We start from the raw sequence: 22864 nt of genomic DNA on the forward strand, positions 1-22864 counted from the left end.
TATAGCGCCCCTTTTTTCTTGTTTTGTTAAATTTTTAGCGTCGGCGGTCTTATGGAGCCGGCGCCTTACCGAAAGACTGGAGCAAACCGATGGCAGCAATTACCGCAAGCATGGTCGCCGAACTGCGCGCCAAGACCGACGCGCCCATGATGGAGTGCAAGAAAGCCCTGACCGAAGCCGAAGGCGATATGGTTAAGGCTGAAGAGCTGTTGCGCGTCAAGCTTGGCACCAAAGCCGGCAAAGCCGCTTCCCGCGTGACCGCTGAAGGCGTGGTAACCGCTTCGATCAATGGCACCACTGGCGCCGTGGTTGAAGTCAACTGCGAAACCGATTTCGTGACCAAGAACGACAGTTTCCTGGCGCTGGCGCAAGGCGCTGCCGATCTGGTGGCTGCACACAACCCGGCTGATGTGGCCGCTCTGGGTGCCCTGCCTTTCACATTGGGTGAATTTGGCCCTACGCTTGAAGACGTGCGCGTTGGCATGATCGGCAAAATTGGCGAAAACATGAGCTTTCGCCGTTTCGTTCGCAAATCTGGTGGCGGAAAGCTCGCCTCGTACCTGCACGGAACCCGCATTGGCGTTCTGGTCGAATTCGAAGGTGATGAAACTGCCGCACGCGACGTTGCCATGCACGTGGCTGCCATGAAGCCAGTGTCGCTCGCCAGCAGCGATGTGCCGGTCGAATTGATCGAAAAAGAGCGCAGTGTGGCGACCGCCAAGGCCCAGGAATCTGGAAAACCTGCCGATATCGCTGCCAAAATGATCGAAGGCTCAGTGGCGAAATACCTCAAAGAGGTCTCGTTGCTCAATCAGCCCTTCGTGAAGAACGACAAGCAAACTGTCGAGCAGATGCTCAAAGAGCGCGCTACTACTGTCAAGGGCTTCACGCTCTTCGTGGTGGGCGAGGGCATTGAGAAGAAGCAAGACGATTTCGCCGCTGAAGTTGCCGCACAAGTGGCCGCTGCACAAAAAGCGTAACTCGCTGCGGCGCTGAAGCGCAGTCCCCCTCTCGTCAGGGGCGCAGCCCGCAGGCTTTGCGAAGCCTGCCCCGCGGCAGCAAGTCATTGGCTTGCTGCCGCAGCCATCTGGTTTTTTGACTCCCACTCCTGCTTTCGCTATCGTGATAGTTAAAGCGAGTTGGAGTGCTCTGCTGACGTCAGCCAGCGCCGCCTGATTCGGATCCCCCTCTTGTTTTTCGCAGAGGACCCTCTTGCCGGCCTGGTTCAGAGCTTTTTGAATCCATCCCTAGTAGACTACTGCACCGTTGCATTTCCCGGAGCCTGCCGATGACCAAAGCCAAACCCGCCCATAAGCGCATTTTGCTCAAGCTTTCAGGTGAGGCGTTGATGGGAGATGATGCGTTCGGCATCAATCGAGCCACCATCGAGCGCATCGTGCGTGAGATCGCTGAAGTGACGCACATGGGTGTGCAGGTGGCGGTCGTCATAGGCGGTGGAAATATATTTCGTGGAGTGGCGGGTGGCTCGGTTGGAATGGACCGTGCGACTGCAGACTACATGGGTATGCTGGCCACCGTCATGAACGCGTTGGCGCTTGCGGACGCCATGAACAAGAATGGCCTCACGGCCCGTGTCATGTCCGCCATTGCAATCGAGCAGGTGGTTGAGCCATATGTACGGCCTAAGGCGCTGCAGTACCTGGAAGAGGGCAAAGTAGTGGTGTTTGCGGCGGGTACCGGCAATCCTTTCTTCACAACCGATACCGCCGCAGCGCTGCGGGGTGCGGAAATTGGTGCAGAATTGGTACTAAAGGCTACCAAGGTGGATGGTGTTTACACCGCCGATCCCCATAAAGACCCCACAGCAACGCGTTACGCGACACTGACTTTCGACGAAGCCATGAGCCGCAACCTGGGCATCATGGACGCCACTGCGTTTGCCCTTTGCCGTGACCAGAAACTCCCGATCAAGGTGTTTTCGATTTTCAAACCGGGCGCGCTCAAGAGCGTGGTGATGGGTGGAGACGAAGGCACCTTGGTGCACGTGTAGAACTTACGAACAGGGTTCGCCCAGCCGTTTCAGCGGCGTGGCCGCTGCCGAGCTCTCGCGCCGGCTGTAGCGCATGGCGATAATCCCGCATGGAGAAACTCATATGACAATTGCCGACATCAAGCAAACCACGCAAGGCAAGATGGATCAATCCATTGCCGCCTTCAAGAACAACCTGACCAAGATCCGCACTGGCCGTGCGAATCCCGCTCTCTTGGACACCATCCACGTGGAGTACTACGGCAACCACGTGCCTTTGTCTCAGGTAGCCAATGTGTCCTTGATCGATGCGCGCACCATCAGTGTGCAGCCATGGGAAAAAGGTATGGGCGCCAAGATCGAGAAAGCCATCCGCGAGAGCGAGCTGGGTTTGAACCCGGCGAGCATGGGCGACCTGATTCGTGTGCCGATGCCCATGATGAGCGAAGAGCGTCGCAAGGAAATGACGAAGATCGTGCGTCAGGAAGGCGAAGCGGCCAAAGTATCCATCCGCAACCTCCGCCGCGATGCCAATGAGGCCGTAAAGAAGCTTGTGAAAGACAAGGAAGCTTCCGAGGACGATCAGAAGCGCGCAGAGGGCGAAGTGCAGAAAGCCACTGACCGGCACATTGCTGAAATTGATGCGTTGGTGGTCGCCAAGGAACAGGACATCCTGGCTGTCTAAAAAGGCGTGAAAGAATCCTTCATATTCCTCATGTCCACCTCTCCCGCATGAAAAAATCTCGCCCGCAACTTCCATCCGTGCCGCACCACGTTGCCATCGTGATGGATGGGAATGGGCGTTGGGCGCACCGTCGCCTTCTGCCGAGAGTCGCTGGGCATCGACAAGGGGTGGAATCGCTACGCCGGTGCATTCGCGCCTGTGCGGAGCGTGGTGTGAAGGTGCTCACGGTGTTCGCCTTCTCGTCCGAAAACTGGAACCGTCCTTCCGATGAGGTGAGCGGGCTGATGGATTTGCTCGCCACTGCGCTAACGCGGGAAGTACCGGAGCTCAAGAGTGCCGGTATTCGCCTGCACTTTGTCGGCAGCCGAACCGGGCTATCGGATCGCGTGCGCGCTGGGCTAACGGCTGGAGAGGCCGAGACAGCGGACAATTCGGGCATGGTGCTTAACGTGTGTTTCAACTATGGTGGGCGCTGGGATATCGCTCAGGCCGCCGCACGTGTGGCTGAGGCGGGCGAGCCGATGACCGAAGAATCGCTCGGCCGTGCCATGGCGCTGGCGCATGTGCCGGATCCCGATTTGCTGATCCGCACCGGTGGAGAGCAGCGAATCAGTAATTTTCTGCTGTGGCAGTGTGCCTACAGTGAGTTGTTCTTCAGCGATCACCTCTGGCCTGAGTTTGACGAGGCTGCGCTTGATGATGCGCTGATGGCGTTTGCTCAGCGTGAACGGCGCTTTGGAAAAACTTCCGCGCAGGTGGCTCCTAACCGCTCCCAGGCGCTTGCCTGAGCTTACGCATGCTCAAGCAACGCATCATTACGGCCCTGATCCTGCTGGCAATCCTCCTGCCGGCCCTGTTTGCTCAATCTCCTGCGCCTTTCGTCGCTTTGTCCCTGGTGCTGATCGCCGCTGCTGCATGGGAGTGGTCGCGCCTGATTGGCTGGAGAGGCATCACGGCTCTGGCTACTGGCGCGCTGTGTGCTGTCATTTGCGGAGCACTGTGGTGGGGTGGCGCTCTGGAGCAACCCGTGCCGCTCTTGTGGCTGGCGGCTACGGCGATGGGTGTTCCGGGCGGCGCCTGGCTTATTCAAAGAGGCGTTCCCGGCTGGTCTAAGCTGGGACGCGGCCTGCGCTGGTTTGGCGGTATTGCGGTGCTTTGCACAGCATGGTTGGCTCTGGCCCAGGCGCGCATCATTGGGGTCAATTTCCTGCTGTCCATTCTCACTCTGGTTTGGGCCGCAGACGTGTTCGCGTACTTTTTTGGCCGCGGAATGGGCGGGAAAATTACGCGCTACAAGCTGGCACCCTCCATCAGTCCAGGCAAGAGCTGGGAAGGTGTATGGGGAGGCATGCTGGGCGTGTTGCTGGTGGCGCTGGTGTGGGTTTGGATCGATCGTGCTTATTCGATCGAAGTCCCCAGCCTGTACACCCGTCTTTTGGAGCGCGGCGGATGGTTCCTGCTCGCAGGCTGCTTGTTTTTGTCCGCCATGAGTGTGGTGGGTGATTTGGTTGAGTCGCTGGTTAAGCGCAGTGCGGGAGCGAAAGACTCAAGCGGGTTGCTGCCGGGCCATGGCGGCGTGCTCGATCGCATAGACGCGCTTTTACCGGTGCTTCCGCTTGCCATGATGTTGGTTTCCGTGGGTAAGGGTTTGGCGTGAAGACAGGTCAGAAGCAGCGCGTTGCTATTTTGGGATCCACCGGATCCATAGGCACCAATACCCTGGACGTCATTGCCCGCCATCCGGAAAGGTTCGAAGTGGCGGCGCTCACCGCAGCGACCCAGGTTGACGTCATGCTGGCGCAGGTGGCGCGCTTCAAGCCCCGTATTGCGATCATGGCGAGCGAAGAGCATGGCCGTGCCTTGGCAGAAAAAATCAAGCAAAGCGGTTTACCTACTGTGGTGGCAGCAGGTCCGGCTGCCATAGAAAGCATCGCTAGCGACGAAAACATTGATACCGTCATGGCGGCCATCGTCGGTGCTGCCGGCTTGGCTCCGTGTCTTGCTGCCGCACGTGCGGGTAAGCGCTTGCTGCTCGCCAACAAGGAAGCCTTGGTGGTGGGGGGCCAGTTGTTCATGCACGCTGTGCGTGACGGCGGCGCCACGTTGCTGCCGATAGATAGCGAACATTCCGCGATCTTCCAATGCCTGCCGGAAGACCCTGCTACATGGTCTGCCCGCATCGACCGCATTCATCTCACCTCTTCGGGTGGGCCTTTTCGGCAACTGCCCTTGTCCGAGCTTGCAAGTGTGACGCCAGAGCAAGCCTGTGCGCATCCAAATTTTGCGATGGGCAGGAAAATCTCGGTCGATTCAGCCACCATGATGAACAAGGCGCTTGAGGTGATTGAAGCTCGGTGGTTGTTTGATCTCGCGCCTGAGCAGATCGAAGTGGTGGTCCATCCGCAGCAGATCATTCACTCGATGGTCGAATTCACTGACGCCTCGGTGTTGGCGCAGTTGGGCACCCCGGACATGCGCGTGCCCATCGCTTACGGACTTTCCTGGCCGGAACGGATCGAAAGCGGTGCGGCGCGGCTGGATTTTTCCCGACTCGCGGGCTTGCATTTCGAAGCTCCCAGCCGCGAGCAATTTCCAGGTCTTTTTCTGTCCTGGGACGCTCTGCAAGCACCGGAAGGCACGACCGCCGTGCTGAACGCAGCCAACGAGATTGCTGTGGCCGCGTTTCTGGAGCGGCGGATAGGATTTGCCGACATCCATGCGGTCAATGCATCCACACTGGCTGATGTCGTACCAACCGCTTTGGCATCCCTGACGGATCTGCTTGGGTTGGATGCAGCGGCGCGGCGCGCTGCTGAAGCCGAAGTTCGTCGCCGTACGCGCTGATTGAATGCTGAGGTTTCATCCATGTTGCTAACTTTGATTGCCTTTTTCGTCGCGCTTGGAGTGCTGATTGCCGTGCACGAGTGGGGCCACTACCGCATGGCGGTGGCTTGCGGCGTCAAGGTGCTGCGTTTCTCGGTAGGCTTTGGCCGCCCCCTGGCGCGTTGGCGTCCCAAGAACCAACGGCCGGGCCAGGATACCGAGTTCGTTCTTGGCGCACTTCCTCTCGGTGGCTATGTGAAGATGCTCGATGAGCGCGAAGCGCCGGTGGACCCCGAGGACCGACATTTAGCGTTCAACACCCAGCCCCTGCGATCTCGCGCCCTGATTGTGGCCGCGGGGCCCGTGGCCAATCTGGTCCTGGCGGCGCTGCTCTATGCGCTCGTGAATTGGATCGGTGTGGATGAACCGAGGGCTGTGTTGGCTCCTCCTGTGGCGGGTTCGATCGCAGAGCGCGCGGGCTTAAGTGGCGGGGAACTGGTGCGCCGTGCGGCATTGGCCGGTGATGAGCTAGAGCCCATGGCCTCGTTTGAAAGCCTGCGATGGATTTTGACTCGCGGCGCTCTCGACCGCCGTGATGTCATGCTGGAGGTCGCGCAGAGCGAAGAAGGGCGTGGTCGCGAATTGCTCTTGCCCCTCTCCGGGCTGGATGTGAACGAGGTTGACGCACGGTTATTCCGCAGTATTGGGATCACTTCGCCCCTTACCCGGCCGGAGATTGGCGAGTTGTCTGATACCGGCGCTGCGCGTCGGGCGGGCTTGCAGCCACGTGATCTAGTGCGCAAGATCGGCAACACCGTCATCGCAGATGGTCAGCAATTGCGCGAGTTGATCCGCGCCTCCGCCAAGGATGGCCCGCCGCCTGCCACGGTGTGGCAAATTGAGCGGGCCGGCCGAGAGCTTTCAATAGAAGTGCAGCCAGAGCTCAAGGAAGAGGGCGGGCAGCGAATTGGCCGCATAGGTGCCTACGTGGGGGGCGCGCCGGATATGACCTTGGTGCGGCTTGGCCCCCTGGATGGCTTGTGGGCGGGTGTTTCGCGAGTTTGGGAGGTCTCCGCGCTATCCCTTCGGCTGCTTGGCCGGATGGTGACGGGAGAGCTTTCTCTCAAGAACCTGAGCGGGCCCATCGCCATTGCCGACTACGCCGGTAAATCGGCCAGTTTAGGTTTGACTTACTATCTAGCCTTTCTCGCTTTCATCAGCGTCAGCCTGGGTGTACTCAACCTGTTGCCTATTCCTGTCCTCGACGGCGGACACCTGATGTATTATCTTTGGGAGATGGTCACGGGCAAGCCCGTTTCCGGTGTCTGGCTCGATCGCCTTCAATACGTGGGTATGTTTTTGCTGCTATCCATGATGGCGATCGCGATGTACAACGATGTCGCCAACCGCCTAGGCTGATTCTTTTCCCGGTCTGTTCTGAACCCGGCTCCAATACACTTGCTCATGAAGTTACTAGCTCACCATTTACGCTTGCGCACCGTGGCCTCGTTCGTTTCGCTAGCCTTTGCCGCACAAATGGCTTGGGCGGTTGATCCGTTCACCGTCGCAGATATCCGGGTCGAAGGGCTTCAGCGCGTCGAACCCGGCACCGTTTTCGCATCTATGCCCGTGCGCGTAGGCGAAACTTACAACGATGACAAGGGCACTTCGGCGATCCGTTCGCTGTTTGCCCTGGGCCTTTTTACCGATGTTCGGCTTGAGGTCAATGGCAACGTTCTGGTCGTGATTGTGCAAGAGCGCCCGACCGTCGCTTCCGTAGAGTTCGCGGGAAACAAGGAATTCAGCAAGGAAATTCTGCAGGGCGCCCTGCGCGATGCCGGCCTCGCTGCCGGACGCCCCTACGATAAGGCGCTGGCCGATCGTGCTGAGCAAGAGCTCAAGCGCCAATACATCAACCGCAGCCTCTACGGTGCAGAAATCGTCACCACGGTGACGCCAACCGAGCGCAATCAGGTCAATCTGACGTTCAACGTCACCGAAGGGCGTACGGCACGCATTAAAGATATCGACATCGTCGGCAACAAGGCGTTCTCCACGGGCACCCTCAAGGATTTGTTCGATCTGGACACCGGTGGCTGGATGAGCTGGTACAGCAAGAGCGATCAGTATTCACGCGCCAAGCTGAACGCTGATCTGGAGGCTTTGCGCTCCTACTACCTTGCACGTGGCTATCTTGATTTCAGTATTGACTCCACCCAGGTGGCCATGTCGCCTGACAAGGAGTCCATCTCCATCACCGTGAACATCACCGAGGGTGATCGGTTTGTCGTCTCCGGTATCTCACTGGGTGGAAATTACCTGGAAAAAGAAGATGAGTTCAAGTCGCTCATCACCATCAAGCCAGGGGAGGCTTACAACGCCGACCAAGTGGCGCAAACCGTCAAGGCATTTACTGATCACTTCGGAAACTACGGCTTTGCGTTCGCTAGCGTAGAACCTCGTCCGGAGGTGGACCGTGCGAACAATCGGGTGGCCATCGTGCTGCAGGCTGATCCTTCCCGCAGGGCCTATGTGCGGCGTATCAATATTCAGGGCAATGCCAAGACCCGCGACGAAGTGGTCCGGCGCGAATTTCGTCAATTCGAATCTTCCTGGTATGACGCAGAGAAGATCAAGCTCTCCCGTGACCGAGTCGACCGTCTGGGCTACTTCACCGAGCTTTCCATTACCTCCGCCGAGGTGCCAGGCGCTCCAGATCAGGTGGATCTGACCGTTGAGCTGAAGGAAAAACCCACGGGCAGTATTTCCGTTGGCGCGGGCTACTCGTCCGCTGAAAAAGTATCGTTGACCTTCGGTCTCACGCAAGACAACCTGTTCGGCTCCGGCAACCGGCTGGATCTGCAGCTCAATACCGGCAAATACAACCGCACGGCCGTGGTGAGCGCAACGGATCCCTACTTCACGGCCAACGGCATCTCCCGCACGGTGGATCTGTTCTACAAGAGCCAGAAGCCCTATCAAGATCAGGGCGGAAATTACACGCTGATCACTATGGGTGGTGGCTTGAAATTTGGCGTGCCGTTGACCGAGCTGGATACCCTCTACGTGGGCATCAACGCTGAGCGCACGCGGATTAATCCCGGCACCAACATTCCGGCTGCTTACCTGGCCTACGCGGAGCGCTTTGGCTACTCGAGCACGTCTTTCCCCTTTACCTTGGGCTGGTCGCGCGATTCACGTGACAGCGCACTGGCGCCTAACGCTGGCCGCTATCAGCGCTTGTTAGGAGAGTTGGGTCTGCTGGGTGACGCGCGTTACTTCAAGGCCAACTATCAGTATCAACAATACATTCCGCTCTCCAAGCGCTATACCTTGGCATTTAACGGCGAAGTGGGCTGGGGCAAGGGCTTGAGCGGCAGGCCATTCCCGGTGTTCAAGAATTTCTATTCCGGCGGCCTTGGCTCCGTTCGTGGGTACGAGCAATCCACGCTGGGTCCGCGCGACGTGACCGGCGCCTTCATCGGCGGAACGCGCAAGGTGACTCTCAATACGGAGTTCATCACGCCTTTCCCTGGCGTAGGTAATGACCGAACCCTTCGGCTGTTTGGTTTCGTCGATATCGGCGGCTTGTATGGTGAGGGTGAGAAGCTGAGCGCATCTGGATTGCGCGCTTCCACCGGCATCGGCTTTAGCTGGATATCTCCACTCGGGCCGCTGCGTTTTGCTTTTGCCGTGCCAATTCGCAAACAGCCGGGCGATAGAATCCAAAAATTGCAATTCCAGATCGGGACCTCGTTTTGATGAAGTTGACATTCCGTTGCGTGACAGTTGCGGCGATGGCCTGCGCCGCTTTGATGGCGCACCCGGCCATGGCCCAGGAGAACGTGCGCATCGGGTTCGTGAACACGGACCGCATGCTGCGTGAGGCTACTCCCGCCAAAGCGGCGCAAACCAAGCTGGAGCAGGAGTTCTCTCGCCGGGAAAAAGAGCTTGATACGGCTGGTGCGGCCCTGAAAACCGCCTCCGATCGTTTCGAGCGTGAGTCACCCACACTGAACGATACCCAGCGTCAAACGCGTCAGCGTCAGTTGGTGGATCAAGACCGCGAGTTTCAGCGGCGTCGTCGCGAATTCCAGGAAGATCTGAATTCACGTAAGAGTGAAGAGCTTCAACAAGTGCTGGACCGCGCCAATCGCGTGGTGCGGCAGGTTGCGGAAGCCGAGAAGTACGACGTTATCCTCCAGGAAGCGGTGTATATCAACCCCCGTCTGGACATCACCGATAAGGTGATCAAGGCGCTGAACAGCGCCAAGTGAGCCTGGTGAGTTTGAGAGTCGGCGCCATCGTCGAAGCCCTCGGCGGAGAGCTGTTTGGTGACTCAGAGCGCATCGTCACGCGTCTAGCCCCGCTGGAAAATGCGGAAGCCAGCGAGCTCAGCTATCTGGTTAATCCGAAGCTTGCGCACCTGCTGACCAAGACCCGCGCCGGCTGCGTGGTGGTCGCACCTGCGCAAGCCGAAGAAGCCAAACAGCGTGGCGACTGTATCGTCACCTCAGATCCTCATCTTTACTTCGCACGGATTACCCAGTTGTGGAAGAAGGTGAGTGGCCGTGTTCCTTCTCCGGGTGTTCACCCGAGCGCCGTAGTCGAAGAGGGCGCTTGGATTGACGCCAGTGCGAGCGTGGGTGCGCTCTGCTTTATCGGACGCGGCGCGCGAATCGGCGCCAACACGGTGTTGAAGGAACGCGTCACATTGGCCGAAGACTGCGTGATTGGCGAGCGCTGCCTGATCCAGAGCGGGGCCGTCATCGGTGGTGATGGGTTCGGTTTCGCCCACCATGAGGGTGCGTGGATCAAGATTGAGCAGCTCGGGGCCGTTCGGATAGGCGACGACGTGGAAATTGGCGCCAACACCTGCATAGATCGTGGCGCCTTGGATGACACTGTGATCGAAGACGGCGTCAAGCTCGACAACCTGATTCAGATCGGGCACAACACACACATTGGCAAGCACACTGCGATGGCCGGTTGCGTGGGCGTAGCCGGTAGCGCGCGAATTGGTGCGCACTGCACAGTGGGGGGGGCTGGCATGATTCTCGGGCACCTCACCATCGCCGATAACGTGCACATATCTTCGGCCTCAATCGTCACCCGCTCCATCCTCAAGCCTGGGCACTACACCGGCTTCTTCCCGATTGACGAGAACGCGGCCTGGGAAAAGAACGCCGCCACACTCAAGAATATTCACAGCCTGCGTGAACGGCTCAAACGTCTCGAGGCCCTGTTCCCCAAAGATCGCTAAGGTCCAGGCTAGGGCGTGAACACGTCCTGGTGTCTTTGCGAGGGTAGACCTCGGGATGATCGTCAACACGCGCTCATGGGCTGGGGCATGGCTTGTGCACTGCGGGCGTCTGTACAATCCCTCCCCAATGGCTAACCCTATCGAAGCAACGGGTATGTTGGATATCCATCAGATCCTTACCAAACTGCCGCACCGCTACCCTTTCCTTCTGGTCGATCGAGTACTCGATGTAGATCTGCAGGCAAAGACGCTGCGTGCGCTTAAAAACGTGACGGTCAATGAACCCTTCTTCGGAGGACATTTTCCGAAAAGACCCGTCATGCCTGGCGTCCTGATCCTTGAAGCCCTGGCGCAAGCTTCGGCTCTGCTTTCCTTCCAGACTGAAGGGATCACGCTCGACGACGACACCGTTTTCTACTTCGTAGGGATCGATGGCGCGCGTTTCAAGCGCCCTGTGGAGCCTGGTGATCAACTTGTTTTGCACGCGGCCCTCGATCGTGTGCGCGCTGGCATCTACAAATTCAATTGCAAAGCCACCGTAGGAGAAGGCATGGCTTGCGAAGCAACGCTCATGTGCACCATGAGAAAGGTCAAATGACCGCTCTCGTGTCGTCATCCCCGCCTCGGGGGATGGCTAAGGGCGGTTGGCTCTTCGCCGAGTGAGTGGTGGCACATCGTACTGATTGATATGCAGCAGATCCATCCCACCGCCCTGATCGATCCCCAGGCAGATCTCCATGAGAGTGTGGCCGTAGGTGCCTACAGCATCATCGGCCCGAACGTACGCATCGGTGCGGGTACCACGATTGGCCCCCACTGCGTCATCGAAGGACACACCACGCTGGGTCAAGGTAACCAGATTTTCCAGTTCGCCAGTATTGGCGCTGCCCCGCAGGATAAAAAATACCGCGGCGAACCCACGCGGCTGGAAATCGGCGATGGCAATACCATTCGCGAGTTCGTCACCATCAACACGGGTACCGTGCAAGACACGGGAGTGACCCGTCTGGGCGACGACAACTGGATCATGGCCTACGTGCACATTGCACACGATTGCCATCTGGGTAACCATATCATCATGGCCAACGCGGCGACGCTGGGCGGACATGTGCATCTGGACGATTGGGTGTTCGTCGGTGGTTTAACGGGCATTCACCAGTTTGTGCGCGTGGGTGCCCATGCCATGACGGGTTTTCAAACCCGGCTGTCACAGGATCTACCTCCTTTCGTCACGGCGGCAGGCAATCCCGCCGAAGCGCAAAGCATCAATGCGGAGGGGCTCAAGCGCCGTGGTTATTCTGCGGAGCGCATCACCCTGATCAAGCAGATGCACCGCTTGCTCTATCGCAAGGGTTTGACACTGGAAGCGGCTCGCCAGCAAATCGATGCGCTGCGCGGTGAATTGGCAGATGCAGATGCGGATATCGCTTTGATGCAGGATTTTTTGACCAACGCTTCTCGCGGAATCGTTCGTTGATTTGACAAAAGGCCGCAATAGGCCGGACCTGGGTTAGACATAAATGAGTGCATCACCAACGATCTCCATGGTGGCCGGTGAGCCATCTGGTGACCTGCTGGCTGGTTTGCTATTGAAAAGCTTGCGCAAGCGCTGGCCCGACTTACGCGCCAGTGGCATTGGCGGTGCGCACATGGCCGCGCAAGGCTTCGAGGCTTGGTGGCCCGTTGAGAAGCTTTCAGTGCGGGGTTATTTGGAAGTGTTGCCGCGCTTACCCGAATTGCTCCGGATCCGTCGCCAATTGACCCACCGACTGCTTGATGAGCGGCCAGACCTCTTCATAGGCGTTGACGCGCCGGATTTCAACTTTTCCCTGGAAACAAGCCTCAAGAGCGCGGGCTTGAAGACTTTGCATTTCATCAGCCCGTCGTTCTGGGCCTGGCGTCCAGAGAAATTGCTCAAGCTGAAGGCGGGTGCTGATCACGTTCTGTGCTTATTCCCGTTCGAACCAGAACTGCTTGCCGTCCACGGTATTGACGCGACTTATGTAGGCCATCCCTTGGCGAGCGTGATTCCCTTGGTGCCAGATCGGCTCGCGGCGCGGCGAGAGTTGAGCCTATCGGAAAACGACCCAGTCATCGCGTTGCTGCCTGGGAGCCGCGCGGCTGAAATCAAACATTTGCTACCCAGATTCCTGGGTGCCGCTGCGTTGATCAGGCAGGAGCGGCCCACGGCAAAGTTCGTCCTGCCCGCAGTTCCTCATTTGGTGAAAGACATCGAGCGGGCGGCGCAAGCCAGTGGATTGGGATCCGCTTTGCGGGTTGTGCGAGGCCAGTCGCATGCCGTGCTCGCGGCGTGTGATGCAACGCTGATCGCCAGTGGCACCGCCACGCTGGAAGCTGCGCTATTCAAACGGCCCATGGTCATTGCTTATGCCATGCCGGGTATCAGCTATCGCATGATGCGTAAAAAGCGTCAGTTGCCATGGATTGGGTTGCCCAACGTGCTGTGCGCTCCGCGCGAATGGCTCCAGCGGCCTGCGCAAGTGCCGGCGCATGTTTTTGCTGATCGCCGCGACGCCCCATTCGTCGTGCCTGAACTGGTGCAAGACGCGGCCACGCCGCAGGCACTGGCGGCAGAGATACTGCAATGGTTGGTGGCACCTGAGAAAATTCTCGCCATCGAACAGCGCTTTACTGCGCTGCACCTCGAACTGCAACGAGACACCGCTCGTTTGGCCACAGATGCCGTCGAAACGCTTCTTGCACGCTGAGCAGCGCGCCCTCGCCTGGGACACTCCAGGGCTGGTTGCCGGGGTGGACGAGGCCGGACGCGGCCCTTTGGCCGGGCCAGTGGTCGCTGCAGCCGTAATCCTCAATCCCCTTCGGCCCATCCTGGGGCTGGCCGATTCGAAGCAGCTCAGTGCGAAGCGCCGTGAATTGCTTCACGACGAAATTCATGCCAAGGCGCTGTGCTGCTCCATAGCTCAGGCAAGCGTGGAGGAAATCGATAGTCTCAATATCTTGCAGGCCACGTTGCTGGCCATGCGGCGCGCCGTAGAAGGCCTGCGTCTGCCGCCAGTGAAGGTGCTGATTGATGGCAATCAATTGCCAAAACTCCCCGTGCTGGCCGAGGCGGTGGTTGGCGGAGATGCCCTCGTGGCAGAGATTTCCGCTGCCTCCATACTTGCCAAGGTTTACCGCGATCGCTGGTGTGTGCAAGTGGATGCGGATTGGCCGGTCTACGGGTTCGCTGCGCACAAGGGCTATGGCACGGCCGCGCACCTGGCTGCTCTGCGTGCACATGGGGCCTGCCTTCACCACCGACGTTCGTTTTCTCCGGTGGCGCGGGTTCTCGCTGGCGAACAGATCTGAGGGCAATGATTGATGACCTACCAAAACCTGCCTGAACCCACACGCATCACCTCGCGCGACAACCCTCTGATGAAGGATTTCAAGCGATTGGCGCAGGACAACGGCGCCTATCGTAAGCAGGCAAGAGTGTGGATCGAGGGTGATCACTTGTGCCGCGCCGCACTGGAGCGAGGGGTGACTCCTGCTATGGCGGTCTTTACGGAGGCCTGCTGGCTATCCGCGGGTCCGTACCGACTGCGGGCGCCGGGCAAAAATATTGTCATCGACAACTCGCTGATGGCACACGTGAGCGGACTCGAATCGCCTGCTCAGATGGCCTATGTTCTGGATTTGCCAGTGGTAGAGGCCTTACTGCCGGACGTGCCCACCATCGTCCTTGATCGCGTGCAGGATGCGGGTAATGTGGGATCAATCCTGCGCAGTGCCGCGGCGTTCGGGTTCCAACAAGTAGCGGCTCTAAAGGCAACGGCCCTTCTCTGGTCGCCTAAAGTGCTGCGCGCTGGCATGGGTGCGCACTTTGGTTTGAAACTGCTGGAGGGGCTGGCGCCAGAGGATCTGACGGCACTTCGTGTTCCACTCCTGGTGACCAGCTCTCATGAAGGTGATTACCTGCATCGGGGCACCTTGCCCTGGCCCTGTGCATGGGTGATGGGCCATGAAGGGCAGGGGGTTAGCGCAGAGTTGGCTGCCCGGGCAACCCGCGCAGTACGCATCGGTCAGCCCGGCGGTGAAGAATCCCTGAACGTGGCCGCAGCTGCGGCCATTTGCATGCACGCCAGCGCTGTCTCTCGCGCCTGATCTCTCTACGAGCGCGATGAAATGCGCGCGGGGTTGGGGTAGATAATGTCTGTGCGATCCCCATACCCATATCAAGAGGAGACTCACATGCCATCCAACGTCATAGCGCGCCGCCATTTTCTTCAAGCCGGCGCAGCCGGGTTAGGGTCCCTTCATGCTTGGTCGCTAGCGCAAGATGCCTGGCCAAGTCGGCCGCTGCGCCTGGTCGTTCCGTTTGCGCCAGGCGGGAGTTCAGAAATCGTGGCCCGCGCGGTTGCCGCCGAAATGGCCAAGACTATCGGGCAAAACGTGGTGGTGGATAACAAACCTGGCGCTGCTGGGAACATTGCCATGCAAGAGGTGGCAAACAGTACGGACGAGCACACGATGATCCTCGGCCATATCGGCACGCTCGCCGTAAATCCCTATATTTTTGCCAAGCTGCCGTACGACACTAACCGCGATTTCGCGCCGATCACCTTGTTCTCAAAGGTGCCCAGCCTCTACGTGGTGAATCCCGAGCTCCCGGTGAAAAACATCAAGGAGTTTGTCGCTTATGCCAAGGCTAAACCCGGCCAGTTGAATTATGGGTCGGCCGGAAACGGCAGCGCCGGGCATTTGGCCATGGAATATTTGAAGATGGTGAGCAACACCTTCATGTTGCACGTGCCTTACCGCGGAACTGGCCCTATGTTGACCGACTTGATGGCAGGGCGCCTGCAGGCTGCCTCCGTAGGAGCGCCAGCGCTGCTGTCGTTCATCAAAGCTGGAAAACTGCGCTGCATTGGAACTGGCACCGCGCAACGCCTGCCGCAGATGCCAGATGTGCCCACGGTGGCTGAGCAAGGCTATCCCGGTTTCGAGATGACGCAGTGGTATGGGCTGATGGCCCCGAAAAAATGGCAACCCGCTCATCTGGCCAAGCTGGAAACCGAAGCTATCAAGGCTACGCGTAGCACCCTGGTCAAGGACAAGCTGGCGCAGGAAACGGCACTGGCTGTGGGTAACACCAGCGCCGAATTCAACTCCTTCATCCAAGCTGAGCAAAAGCGCTGGAGCGCAGTGATCGCCCGGGCGCAGATTAAGCCTGAAGGTCTAGGTTGACGCCTCTTGGCGGCGGCCGGCGGCTATAATCAGGAGCTTTTCTCGAAACAGCGTCGCCGACCGCAGCCAAGGCATCAAATCCTATCCGAGAGTTCCCGCGTTCATGACGCGGGCGCGGCATGCGCAGGCGACCGTAACTACCCGGAGAACCCTGTGCTTTCGTCACTCGAGGGGAAATTCCCGCCCGCCATTCTCGCCCTCGCCGACGGCAGCGTATTCATCGGTCAGTCTATTGGAGCCGCAGGGTCCACTGTTGGTGAGGTGGTGTTCAACACCTCCCTTACCGGCTACCAGGAAATCCTTACCGATCCAAGCTACTGCCAGCAGATCGTTACGCTGACCTATCCGCACATCGGCAACTACGGCGTCAATCCCGAAGACGTCGAGTCGAACAAGGTGCAGGCCGCTGGCCTCATCGTGCGAGATCTCCCGCTGCTTCACAGCAACTTCCGCGCTGACCGTTCCTTGAGCCAATACCTCAAGGATGAAGGCACGATTGCCATTGCCGGCATTGATACGCGCCAACTCACCCGCTTGCTGCGCACCAAAGGTGCCCAAAACGGAGCCATCTCCGCCTTGGCTGTTGGCGAAACCGTCACGCAGGCTCACATTGATGCTGCCTTGTCGGCCGCTCGTGCCGCACCATCCATGGCCGGGCTGGACCTCGCCAAGGTAGTCACGACGTCCGCACCATATGAGTGGAACCAGACCGAATGGGTGCTGGGCAGAGGCTACGGCAAGCAAGATGCTCCACGCTTCAAGGTTGTGGCCTACGATTTCGGCGTCAAGTTCAACATCTTGCGCATGCTGGCTGAGCGCGGCTGCCAAATCACCGTGGTGCCGGCCCAAACGTCTGCTGCCGAGGTGCTGGCCATGAAACCTGATGGTGTTTTCTTGTCCAACGGCCCAGGTGACCCTGAGCCTTGCGATTACGCCATTGAAGCCACTCGCGCCATCGTAGCCTCGGGCATGCCTACTTTTGGCATCTGCCTGGGCCACCAGATCATGGCGCTGGCAGCAGGTGCCAAGACCTTCAAGATGGATAACAGCCACCACGGTGCCAACCACCCCGTGAAGGAGTTGGCTGATGGCCGCGTGAGCATTACCAGCCAAAACCATGGTTTTGCGGTCGATATGGCCTCTTTGCCTGATACGCTGGAAGCTACCCACATCAGCCTGTTCGACGGCACGCTTCAAGGTCTGGCGTTCAAAGATCGCCCTGCGTTTTGCTTCCAAGGCCACCCCGAAGCCTCTCCTGGCCCGCGCGACATCGGTTACCTGTTCGACCGCTTCACTGACCTGATGGTCAAAGCGCGCGGTTGAAGGCCATATACCTTTTCAGACTGTTTCCATGTCCAAAAGAACAGACCTAGACACTATTCTCATCATCGGCGCGGGCCCTATTGTTATTGGGCAAGCGTGCGAGTTCGACTACTCCGGCGTGCAAGCCTGCAAGGCATTGCGCGAAGAGGGCTACCAGGTGGTGCTGATCAACAGCAACCCGGCCACCATCATGACCGACCCAGCCACGGCGGATGTAACCTACATCGAGCCCATTACCTGGCAGACGGTGGAGAAAATCATTGCCAAGGAGCGTGCACGGCGCCCTGGCGGCTTCGCTATCTTGCCGACCATGGGCGGGCAGACCGCGCTGAACTGCGCTTTGGATCTGTGGCGCAACGGTGTGCTGGCCAAATACAACGTAGAGTTGATTGGTGCCACGCCCGAAGCTATCGACAAGGCCGAAGACCGCCTGAAATTCAAAGAAGCCATGACCAAGATTGGTCTGGGCTCCGCCCGTTCCGGGATTGCGCACAACATGGAAGAAGCCTGGACCGTGCAGAAGATGGTGGGTTTCCCCACCGTCATTCGCCCCAGCTTCACGCTGGGCGGCACGGGTGGCGGCATCGCCTACAACCCCGAGGAGTTCGAAACCATCTGCAAGCGCGGCCTGGAAGCCTCGCCTACAAGTGAGCTTTTGATCGAAGAGTCTCTGCTCGGCTGGAAAGAGTATGAGATGGAAGTGGTGCGCGATAAGGCGGACAACTGCATCATCGTTTGCTCCATTGAGAACCTGGACCCGATGGGCGTGCACACAGGTGACTCCATCACCGTGGCACCCGCACAGACGCTCACTGACAAAGAATACCAGTTGATGCGTGATGCCAGCCTGGCAGTGTTGCGCGAGATTGGTGTGGACACTGGTGGCTCCAACGTGCAGTTCTCGGTCAACCCGAAAGACGGCCGCATGATCGTGATCGAGATGAACCCGCGCGTGTCGCGTTCATCGGCGCTCGCCTCCAAGGCTACGGGTTTCCCTATTGCCAAGATCGCTGCCAAACTGGCGGTGGGCTATACGCTCGACGAGCTGCGCAACGAGATCACCGGTGGTGCCACGCCAGCCAGCTTCGAGCCCAGCATTGATTACGTGGTTACCAAGATCCCACGTTTTGCGTTCGAAAAATTCCCTACCGCTGATAACCGCTTGACCACGCAGATGAAGAGCGTTGGAGAGGTCATGGCGATTGGCCGAACCTTCCAGGAGTCGTTCCAGAAGGCTTTGCGCGGCCTGGAAGTCGGCGTCGATGGCATGAATGAAAAAACCCAGGACCGCGAGATCCTGGAAAAAGAGTTGGGCGAGCCCGGTCCGGACCGCATTTGGTACGTAGGGGACGCATTCGCCGCTGGCTGGTCCCTGGACGAAGTGCATGCCATTACCAAGATCGACAAGTGGTTCCTCGTGCAAATCGAGGAGATCATCAAGATTGAGCTGGAGCTGGATCAATTCACCGAGCAGCACGGCGAGCGGGCGCTTGCCAAGCTCTCCAAGGACGAGTTGCTGACGCTGAAGAAAAAGGGTTTTTCCGATCGCCGTCTGGCCAAACTGCTCAAGACCACCGACAAGTCGATCCGCGAGGCACGCAAGGCTTTGAATGTGCGCCCGGTCTATAAGCGTGTGGACACCTGCGCTGCGGAGTTCGCCACCAACACCGCCTACATGTACTCGACCTATGAAAGCGAGTGCGAAGCTGAGCCCACGAGCAACAAGAAAATCATGGTGCTGGGCGGTGGTCCTAACCGCATTGGCCAGGGCATTGAATTCGACTATTGTTGCGTGCACGCCGCCCTTGCCATGCGCGAGGACGGGTATGAAACCATCATGGTCAACTGCAACCCTGAAACGGTTTCCACTGACTACGACACCTCTGACCGCCTCTACTTCGAACCGCTCACGTTGGAAGACGTGCTCGAAATCGTTGAGAAGGAAAAACCCGTTGGTGTGATCGTTCAGTACGGCGGCCAGACTCCTTTGAAGTTGGCACTGGGCCTGGAAGCTGAGGGCGTGCCCATCATCGGCACCAGCCCTGACATGATCGATGCGGCTGAAGACCGCGAGCGCTTCCAGAAGCTTCTGCATGAGCTGGGTCTACGCCAACCTCCTAACGCCACCGCCCGCGCCGAAGGCGAAGCGCTGGAGAAGGCTGCTGAGCTGGGATACCCGTTGGTGGTGCGGCCCTCCTATGTGCTGGGCGGCCGCGCCATGGAAATTGTCCATGAGCAGCGTGATCTTGAGCGTTACATGCGCGAGGCGGTGAAGGTCAGCAATGATTCCCCCGTACTGCTGGACCGCTTCCTCTCAGACGCCATCGAATGCGATGTGGATGCCATTCGTGATGCCTCGGGCCGTGTGTTTATTGGCGGTGTGATGGAACATATCGAGCAGGCTGGTGTGCACTCAGGCGACTCGGGTTGTTCATTGCCTCCGTATTACTTGAAACAGCCCACGATTGATGAACTCAAGCGCCAAACGGCTGCCATGGCCGAGGCATTGAACGTAGTGGGTCTGATGAACGTTCAGTTCGCCATTCAGGAAAAACCTCAGGCGGATGGCACCAAGCTGGACGTCATCTACGTGCTTGAGGTCAACCCGCGCGCCAGCCGCACCGTGCCCTTTGTCAGCAAGGCCACGGGCATCCAACTGGCCAAAGTGGCTGCCCGCTGCATGGCTGGGCAAACGCTGGATCAGCAGGGTATTGGCAAGGAAGTGACACCGCCTTATTTCAGCGTGAAGGAAGCCGTTTTCCCGTTCGTCAAGTTTCCTGGCGTAGACACCATCTTGGGCCCTGAGATGAAGTCCACAGGGGAAGTGATGGGCGTTGGCAAGACTTTTGGCGAAGCCTACATCAAGGCGCAAATGGGCGCAGGAGAGCGCCTGCCGCGGGCATTGAAGGCTGATGGCACGCCAGCCGGCAAAGTGTTTCTCACCGTGAAGAATGCAGATAAACCGACGGCAGTGAAAATTGCGCGAGACTTGGTGTCCATGGGGTTCAAACTCATTGCGTCACGCGGTACCGCTGCTGCTATTGAGTCTGCAGGCGTGGCGTGTGAGACTGTCAACAAGGTAACCGAAGGCCGCCCTCACATTGTGGACATGCTCAAGAACAGCGAAATCGCCTTGGTCATCAACACCGTGGAAGAACGCCGCAACGCCATCGCTGACAGCCGAGCCATCCGTACCAGTGCGTTGTTGGCACGCGTGCCAACCATCACGACCATTGCAGGTGCTGAAGCCGCCGTGGAAGGTATGAGGTTTATGGACAAGCTGGCTGTGGTGTCAGTGCAGGAAATGCACGAGCAACTGACCTAGAAGTCGTCAAAAGCCTGACCATGGCCTAAGAGCGCATACGCGCTCTTAGGCCATTTTTCTTGGGTAGCCTTGTACCGCTGAATGAAGAAGTACAGAATTATTTAAACTAAAGATCTCATTTTTAGTTTTGCAATCGCTATAATCGCGCCCTTTCGCTGCTCCGCGGCGATTTAGTTAGCCGCGCGCTTTCTTGAAGCGCCCACGCTGGCCCTTTCGAGCCTGCGCGTTGCGGCCTTGCTTCCCTCCATTAGTTCATTCAACCTGGCTCGTTTGACGCGCCGGGATTTCTTTGGCTTATTTTTTCTCCAATCACTTTTTTATGATTCTTTTGTGTTCATTTTTTAGAGGTTTTTTTCCGGTCTTCCTGGCTTTTCTGACGATCACCGCGGCTTGTGCCAACCCGATCAACGACACGGGCATCGATTTTTCTCTTCCTGCGGAAGCTAGTGTGGATGGCCAGGACGCGCGATATGGGCGCGATGCGGCGGCTAATAAGGGTGTATTGCCCAAGATAGGGAGCAGCGCAGGCTCCATCGCTGATAATGCTAATGGTTTCGATTTCACCAAGATCAGCTCGACCGGCAGCGCGCTGCCGGCAAGCGCTGAGTTAGGTGGCGGACTTGATGATTGGGCATGTACCTACGACAACCATACCGGGCGTATGTGGGAGGTCAAGGTCAACCACGCCTGGCATTTGCGCTACATGGAGCATCTCTATACCTCGCGCCCGAGCCAGGAGAGCAAGGAGGGCAAATGCCACGAGCAGGGGCGCTGTGACGCTGGGGCCTTTGTTCGTGCCGTCAATGCTGTCAGCTTATGCGGTCATGCCGACTGGCGCCTTCCTACGCAAAGTGAGCTCAGAAATCTGGTGGATAGAGGGCGCCATGGCCCGGCAATTGACCCCAAGTACTTTCCCAACACGCCGGCGCAGACCTATTGGTCAAGCACACAAAGGCCGGAGGCGATCCCTGCCGTCTGGGTGACAGATTTCGACAGTGGGGCCGGTGACTGGGATCGTGCGGCAAACGCCAACCGTATTCGGTTGGTGCGATCTGCCCAGTGATGCTCACGCGGGACGCTTGTCATCGCCGGGGCTCTTCAACTCTTTACCCTCTACCCACCTCATGATCCAGATACGCCTTTTTCTTTTGTTGCTGCTTGCCGCGGGCGCTTCATATTCTCCGCTTGCGCACGCTCGGCAAACCTGCTCGGCGGAGCTGTCTCACGCCACACCGAACATGGACTTCGAAGATGCCGGTCCAGGCATGGTTCTTCACAAGGCCACGGGCCTGATTTGGAAGCGCTGTGTGGAAGGTATGACGTGGAATGGCTCACGCTGCGCGGATACACCTGCCATGTTTACCTGGTCAGGCGGCTTCAAAAGAGTTGCTGCCGTCAGCCAAGCCACCCCGTACGCGAGAAGGCTCGAGGCCATTCAACCGAATCTCGGGGGGCTCGGGTGGTGGTTTGGGGTAGCGACGGCTCCGCTGAAGGTGCCTTCTCAATTTATGGAGAGTCTCGGGGCTTCGGACTGGAGATTGCCCAACATCAATGAGTTGCTGTCAATCCAGGAACCGAAATGTCATTCGCCGGCCGTTAATACGGATCAATTTCCTGATTCTCACACGGGATTTTGGTCAGACTTGTTCGCTCCAAACCAGGCGCATATGAGGTTGTTTTGGTCAGCATCAGTGGTTGCAAATGCCAAGGATTCGGCGTGGGCAGTAGACTTTACAGGTGGAGATGATTTTCCCGTTCATTCCGGCGGGATGGCGATGGTTCGGCTCGTTCGCGGCGGGAGCGGCTTTCAGAACTTCCATGCCAAAGCCTCCCCCACCCCCTCTTTCCGCCAACTTGACGGACCAGCGCCGCCAGTAACTGAGCCAGCGCCTATTCAGGATTCTGTGGTGCAGTCCGAAGCCACGCTAGTGCCAGAGCCTCAGCTCGGGATCCTGTCAGAAGGGCCTTTATCCGAACCTATACCGGAGCCTCTGTCCGGCACGGTGTCTCTGCTTCCACCAGAGCCCTTGCTGGCAAATCAAATCGTTTTGGACCTCACTGCTGATCACCAAACCCCAAGTGCGGCGCCTATCGAAGCGGCAGCCGGGCTGCACAGCGAGCCGACGCGTCAGTCTCTTCAGAGCGTGGAGATCGCATCAGTCCCCAGTTTGGGTGAATGGGGGGTGATGATGCTGAGTCTGCTGGCATTGCTCGCCGGTGCACGTCGTTTGCGAAACCGTTAAG

General features: G+C 58.4%; 20 protein-coding genes. All 20 read left to right on the forward strand.

The features are described from left to right. Positions 1-89: 89 nt before the first annotated feature. The 20 genes from tsf (at position 90) to G518_RS0130310 (ending at position 22863) form a co-directional block, all read left to right on the forward strand. Positions 90-980: a translation elongation factor Ts gene (gene tsf / locus G518_RS0130215; RefSeq protein WP_028605652.1), complete on the forward strand. Its 891-nt coding sequence runs from the start codon at positions 90-92 to the stop codon at positions 978-980. A 308-nt stretch (positions 981-1288) separates the two neighbouring features. Then, positions 1289-2011 carry a UMP kinase gene (pyrH, locus tag G518_RS0130220; protein ID WP_028605653.1) on the forward strand — a complete coding sequence of 241 codons (723 nt, stop codon included), beginning with the start codon at positions 1289-1291 and terminating at the stop codon, positions 2009-2011. Positions 2012-2114: 103 nt separating this feature from the next. Then, positions 2115-2675 carry a ribosome recycling factor gene (gene frr / locus G518_RS0130225; RefSeq protein ID WP_028605654.1) on the forward strand — a complete coding sequence of 187 codons (561 nt, stop codon included), beginning with the start codon at positions 2115-2117 and terminating at the stop codon, positions 2673-2675. Between the two features lie 47 nt (positions 2676-2722). After that, positions 2723-3463: a polyprenyl diphosphate synthase gene (gene uppS, locus G518_RS0130230; RefSeq protein ID WP_036596603.1), complete on the forward strand. Its 741-nt coding sequence runs from the start codon at positions 2723-2725 to the stop codon at positions 3461-3463. A gap of 8 nt (positions 3464-3471) precedes the next feature. Beyond that, entirely contained in the window at positions 3472-4332 is an 861-nt protein-coding gene (locus G518_RS0130235) for a phosphatidate cytidylyltransferase (protein ID WP_028605656.1), read from the forward strand. After that, a complete protein-coding gene (locus G518_RS0130240) occupies positions 4329-5519 on the forward strand; it encodes a 1-deoxy-D-xylulose-5-phosphate reductoisomerase (protein ID WP_028605657.1) in 1191 nt (396 codons plus the stop codon). The genes G518_RS0130235 and G518_RS0130240 overlap by 4 nt, the downstream gene beginning before the upstream one ends. A gap of 21 nt (positions 5520-5540) precedes the next feature. Further along, entirely contained in the window at positions 5541-6917 is a 1377-nt protein-coding gene (rseP, locus tag G518_RS0130245; protein WP_028605658.1) for an RIP metalloprotease RseP, read from the forward strand. 45 nt (positions 6918-6962) lie between these two features. After that, complete coding sequence (gene bamA, locus G518_RS0130250) at positions 6963-9260, forward strand: outer membrane protein assembly factor BamA (RefSeq protein WP_028605659.1); 2298 nt, start codon at positions 6963-6965, stop codon at positions 9258-9260. After that, complete coding sequence (locus tag G518_RS0130255; protein ID WP_028605660.1) at positions 9260-9775, forward strand: OmpH/Skp family outer membrane protein; 516 nt, start codon at positions 9260-9262, stop codon at positions 9773-9775. Before bamA ends, G518_RS0130255 begins: the two co-directional genes overlap by 1 nt. Positions 9776-9780: 5 nt before the next feature. Further along, positions 9781-10761: a UDP-3-O-(3-hydroxymyristoyl)glucosamine N-acyltransferase gene (gene lpxD, locus G518_RS0130260; protein ID WP_028605661.1), complete on the forward strand. Its 981-nt coding sequence runs from the start codon at positions 9781-9783 to the stop codon at positions 10759-10761. 154 nt (positions 10762-10915) lie between these two features. Next, a complete protein-coding gene (gene fabZ, locus G518_RS0130265; protein WP_028605662.1) occupies positions 10916-11359 on the forward strand; it encodes a 3-hydroxyacyl-ACP dehydratase FabZ in 444 nt (147 codons plus the stop codon). A 90-nt stretch (positions 11360-11449) separates the two neighbouring features. After that, positions 11450-12238, forward strand: coding sequence for an acyl-ACP--UDP-N-acetylglucosamine O-acyltransferase (lpxA, locus tag G518_RS0130270; RefSeq protein WP_028605663.1), 789 nt, complete (start codon positions 11450-11452; stop codon positions 12236-12238). Positions 12239-12281: 43 nt separating this feature from the next. Then, a complete protein-coding gene (lpxB, locus tag G518_RS0130275; RefSeq protein ID WP_028605664.1) occupies positions 12282-13490 on the forward strand; it encodes a lipid-A-disaccharide synthase in 1209 nt (402 codons plus the stop codon). Beyond that, positions 13462-14091 carry a ribonuclease HII gene (rnhB, locus tag G518_RS0130280; protein WP_028605665.1) on the forward strand — a complete coding sequence of 210 codons (630 nt, stop codon included), beginning with the start codon at positions 13462-13464 and terminating at the stop codon, positions 14089-14091. The genes lpxB and rnhB overlap by 29 nt, the downstream gene beginning before the upstream one ends. Positions 14092-14103: 12 nt before the next feature. Next, positions 14104-14889, forward strand: a complete 786-nt coding sequence (locus tag G518_RS0130285; RefSeq protein ID WP_028605666.1) for a TrmH family RNA methyltransferase — start codon at positions 14104-14106, stop codon at positions 14887-14889. An 87-nt stretch (positions 14890-14976) separates the two neighbouring features. Continuing rightward, positions 14977-15972 (forward strand): Bug family tripartite tricarboxylate transporter substrate binding protein, encoded by a 996-nt coding sequence (locus tag G518_RS0130290; protein ID WP_028605667.1) that lies wholly within the window; start codon positions 14977-14979, stop codon positions 15970-15972. Between the two features lie 153 nt (positions 15973-16125). Then, complete coding sequence (gene carA / locus G518_RS0130295; RefSeq protein WP_028605668.1) at positions 16126-17295, forward strand: glutamine-hydrolyzing carbamoyl-phosphate synthase small subunit; 1170 nt, start codon at positions 16126-16128, stop codon at positions 17293-17295. A 28-nt stretch (positions 17296-17323) separates the two neighbouring features. Next, positions 17324-20620: a carbamoyl-phosphate synthase large subunit gene (carB, locus tag G518_RS0130300; RefSeq protein ID WP_028605669.1), complete on the forward strand. Its 3297-nt coding sequence runs from the start codon at positions 17324-17326 to the stop codon at positions 20618-20620. 289 nt (positions 20621-20909) lie between these two features. Next, positions 20910-21683 carry an Lcl C-terminal domain-containing protein gene (locus tag G518_RS0130305; protein ID WP_028605670.1) on the forward strand — a complete coding sequence of 258 codons (774 nt, stop codon included), beginning with the start codon at positions 20910-20912 and terminating at the stop codon, positions 21681-21683. A 202-nt stretch (positions 21684-21885) separates the two neighbouring features. After that, positions 21886-22863, forward strand: coding sequence for an Lcl C-terminal domain-containing protein (locus G518_RS0130310; protein ID WP_281170578.1), 978 nt, complete (start codon positions 21886-21888; stop codon positions 22861-22863). The last annotated feature ends 1 nt before the right edge of the window (position 22864 follow it).

Origin of the sequence: Ottowia thiooxydans DSM 14619, assembly GCF_000422885.1 — a bacterium.
In the GTDB taxonomy this organism is placed as follows: Bacteria; Pseudomonadota; Gammaproteobacteria; order Burkholderiales; family Burkholderiaceae_C; genus Ottowia; species Ottowia thiooxydans.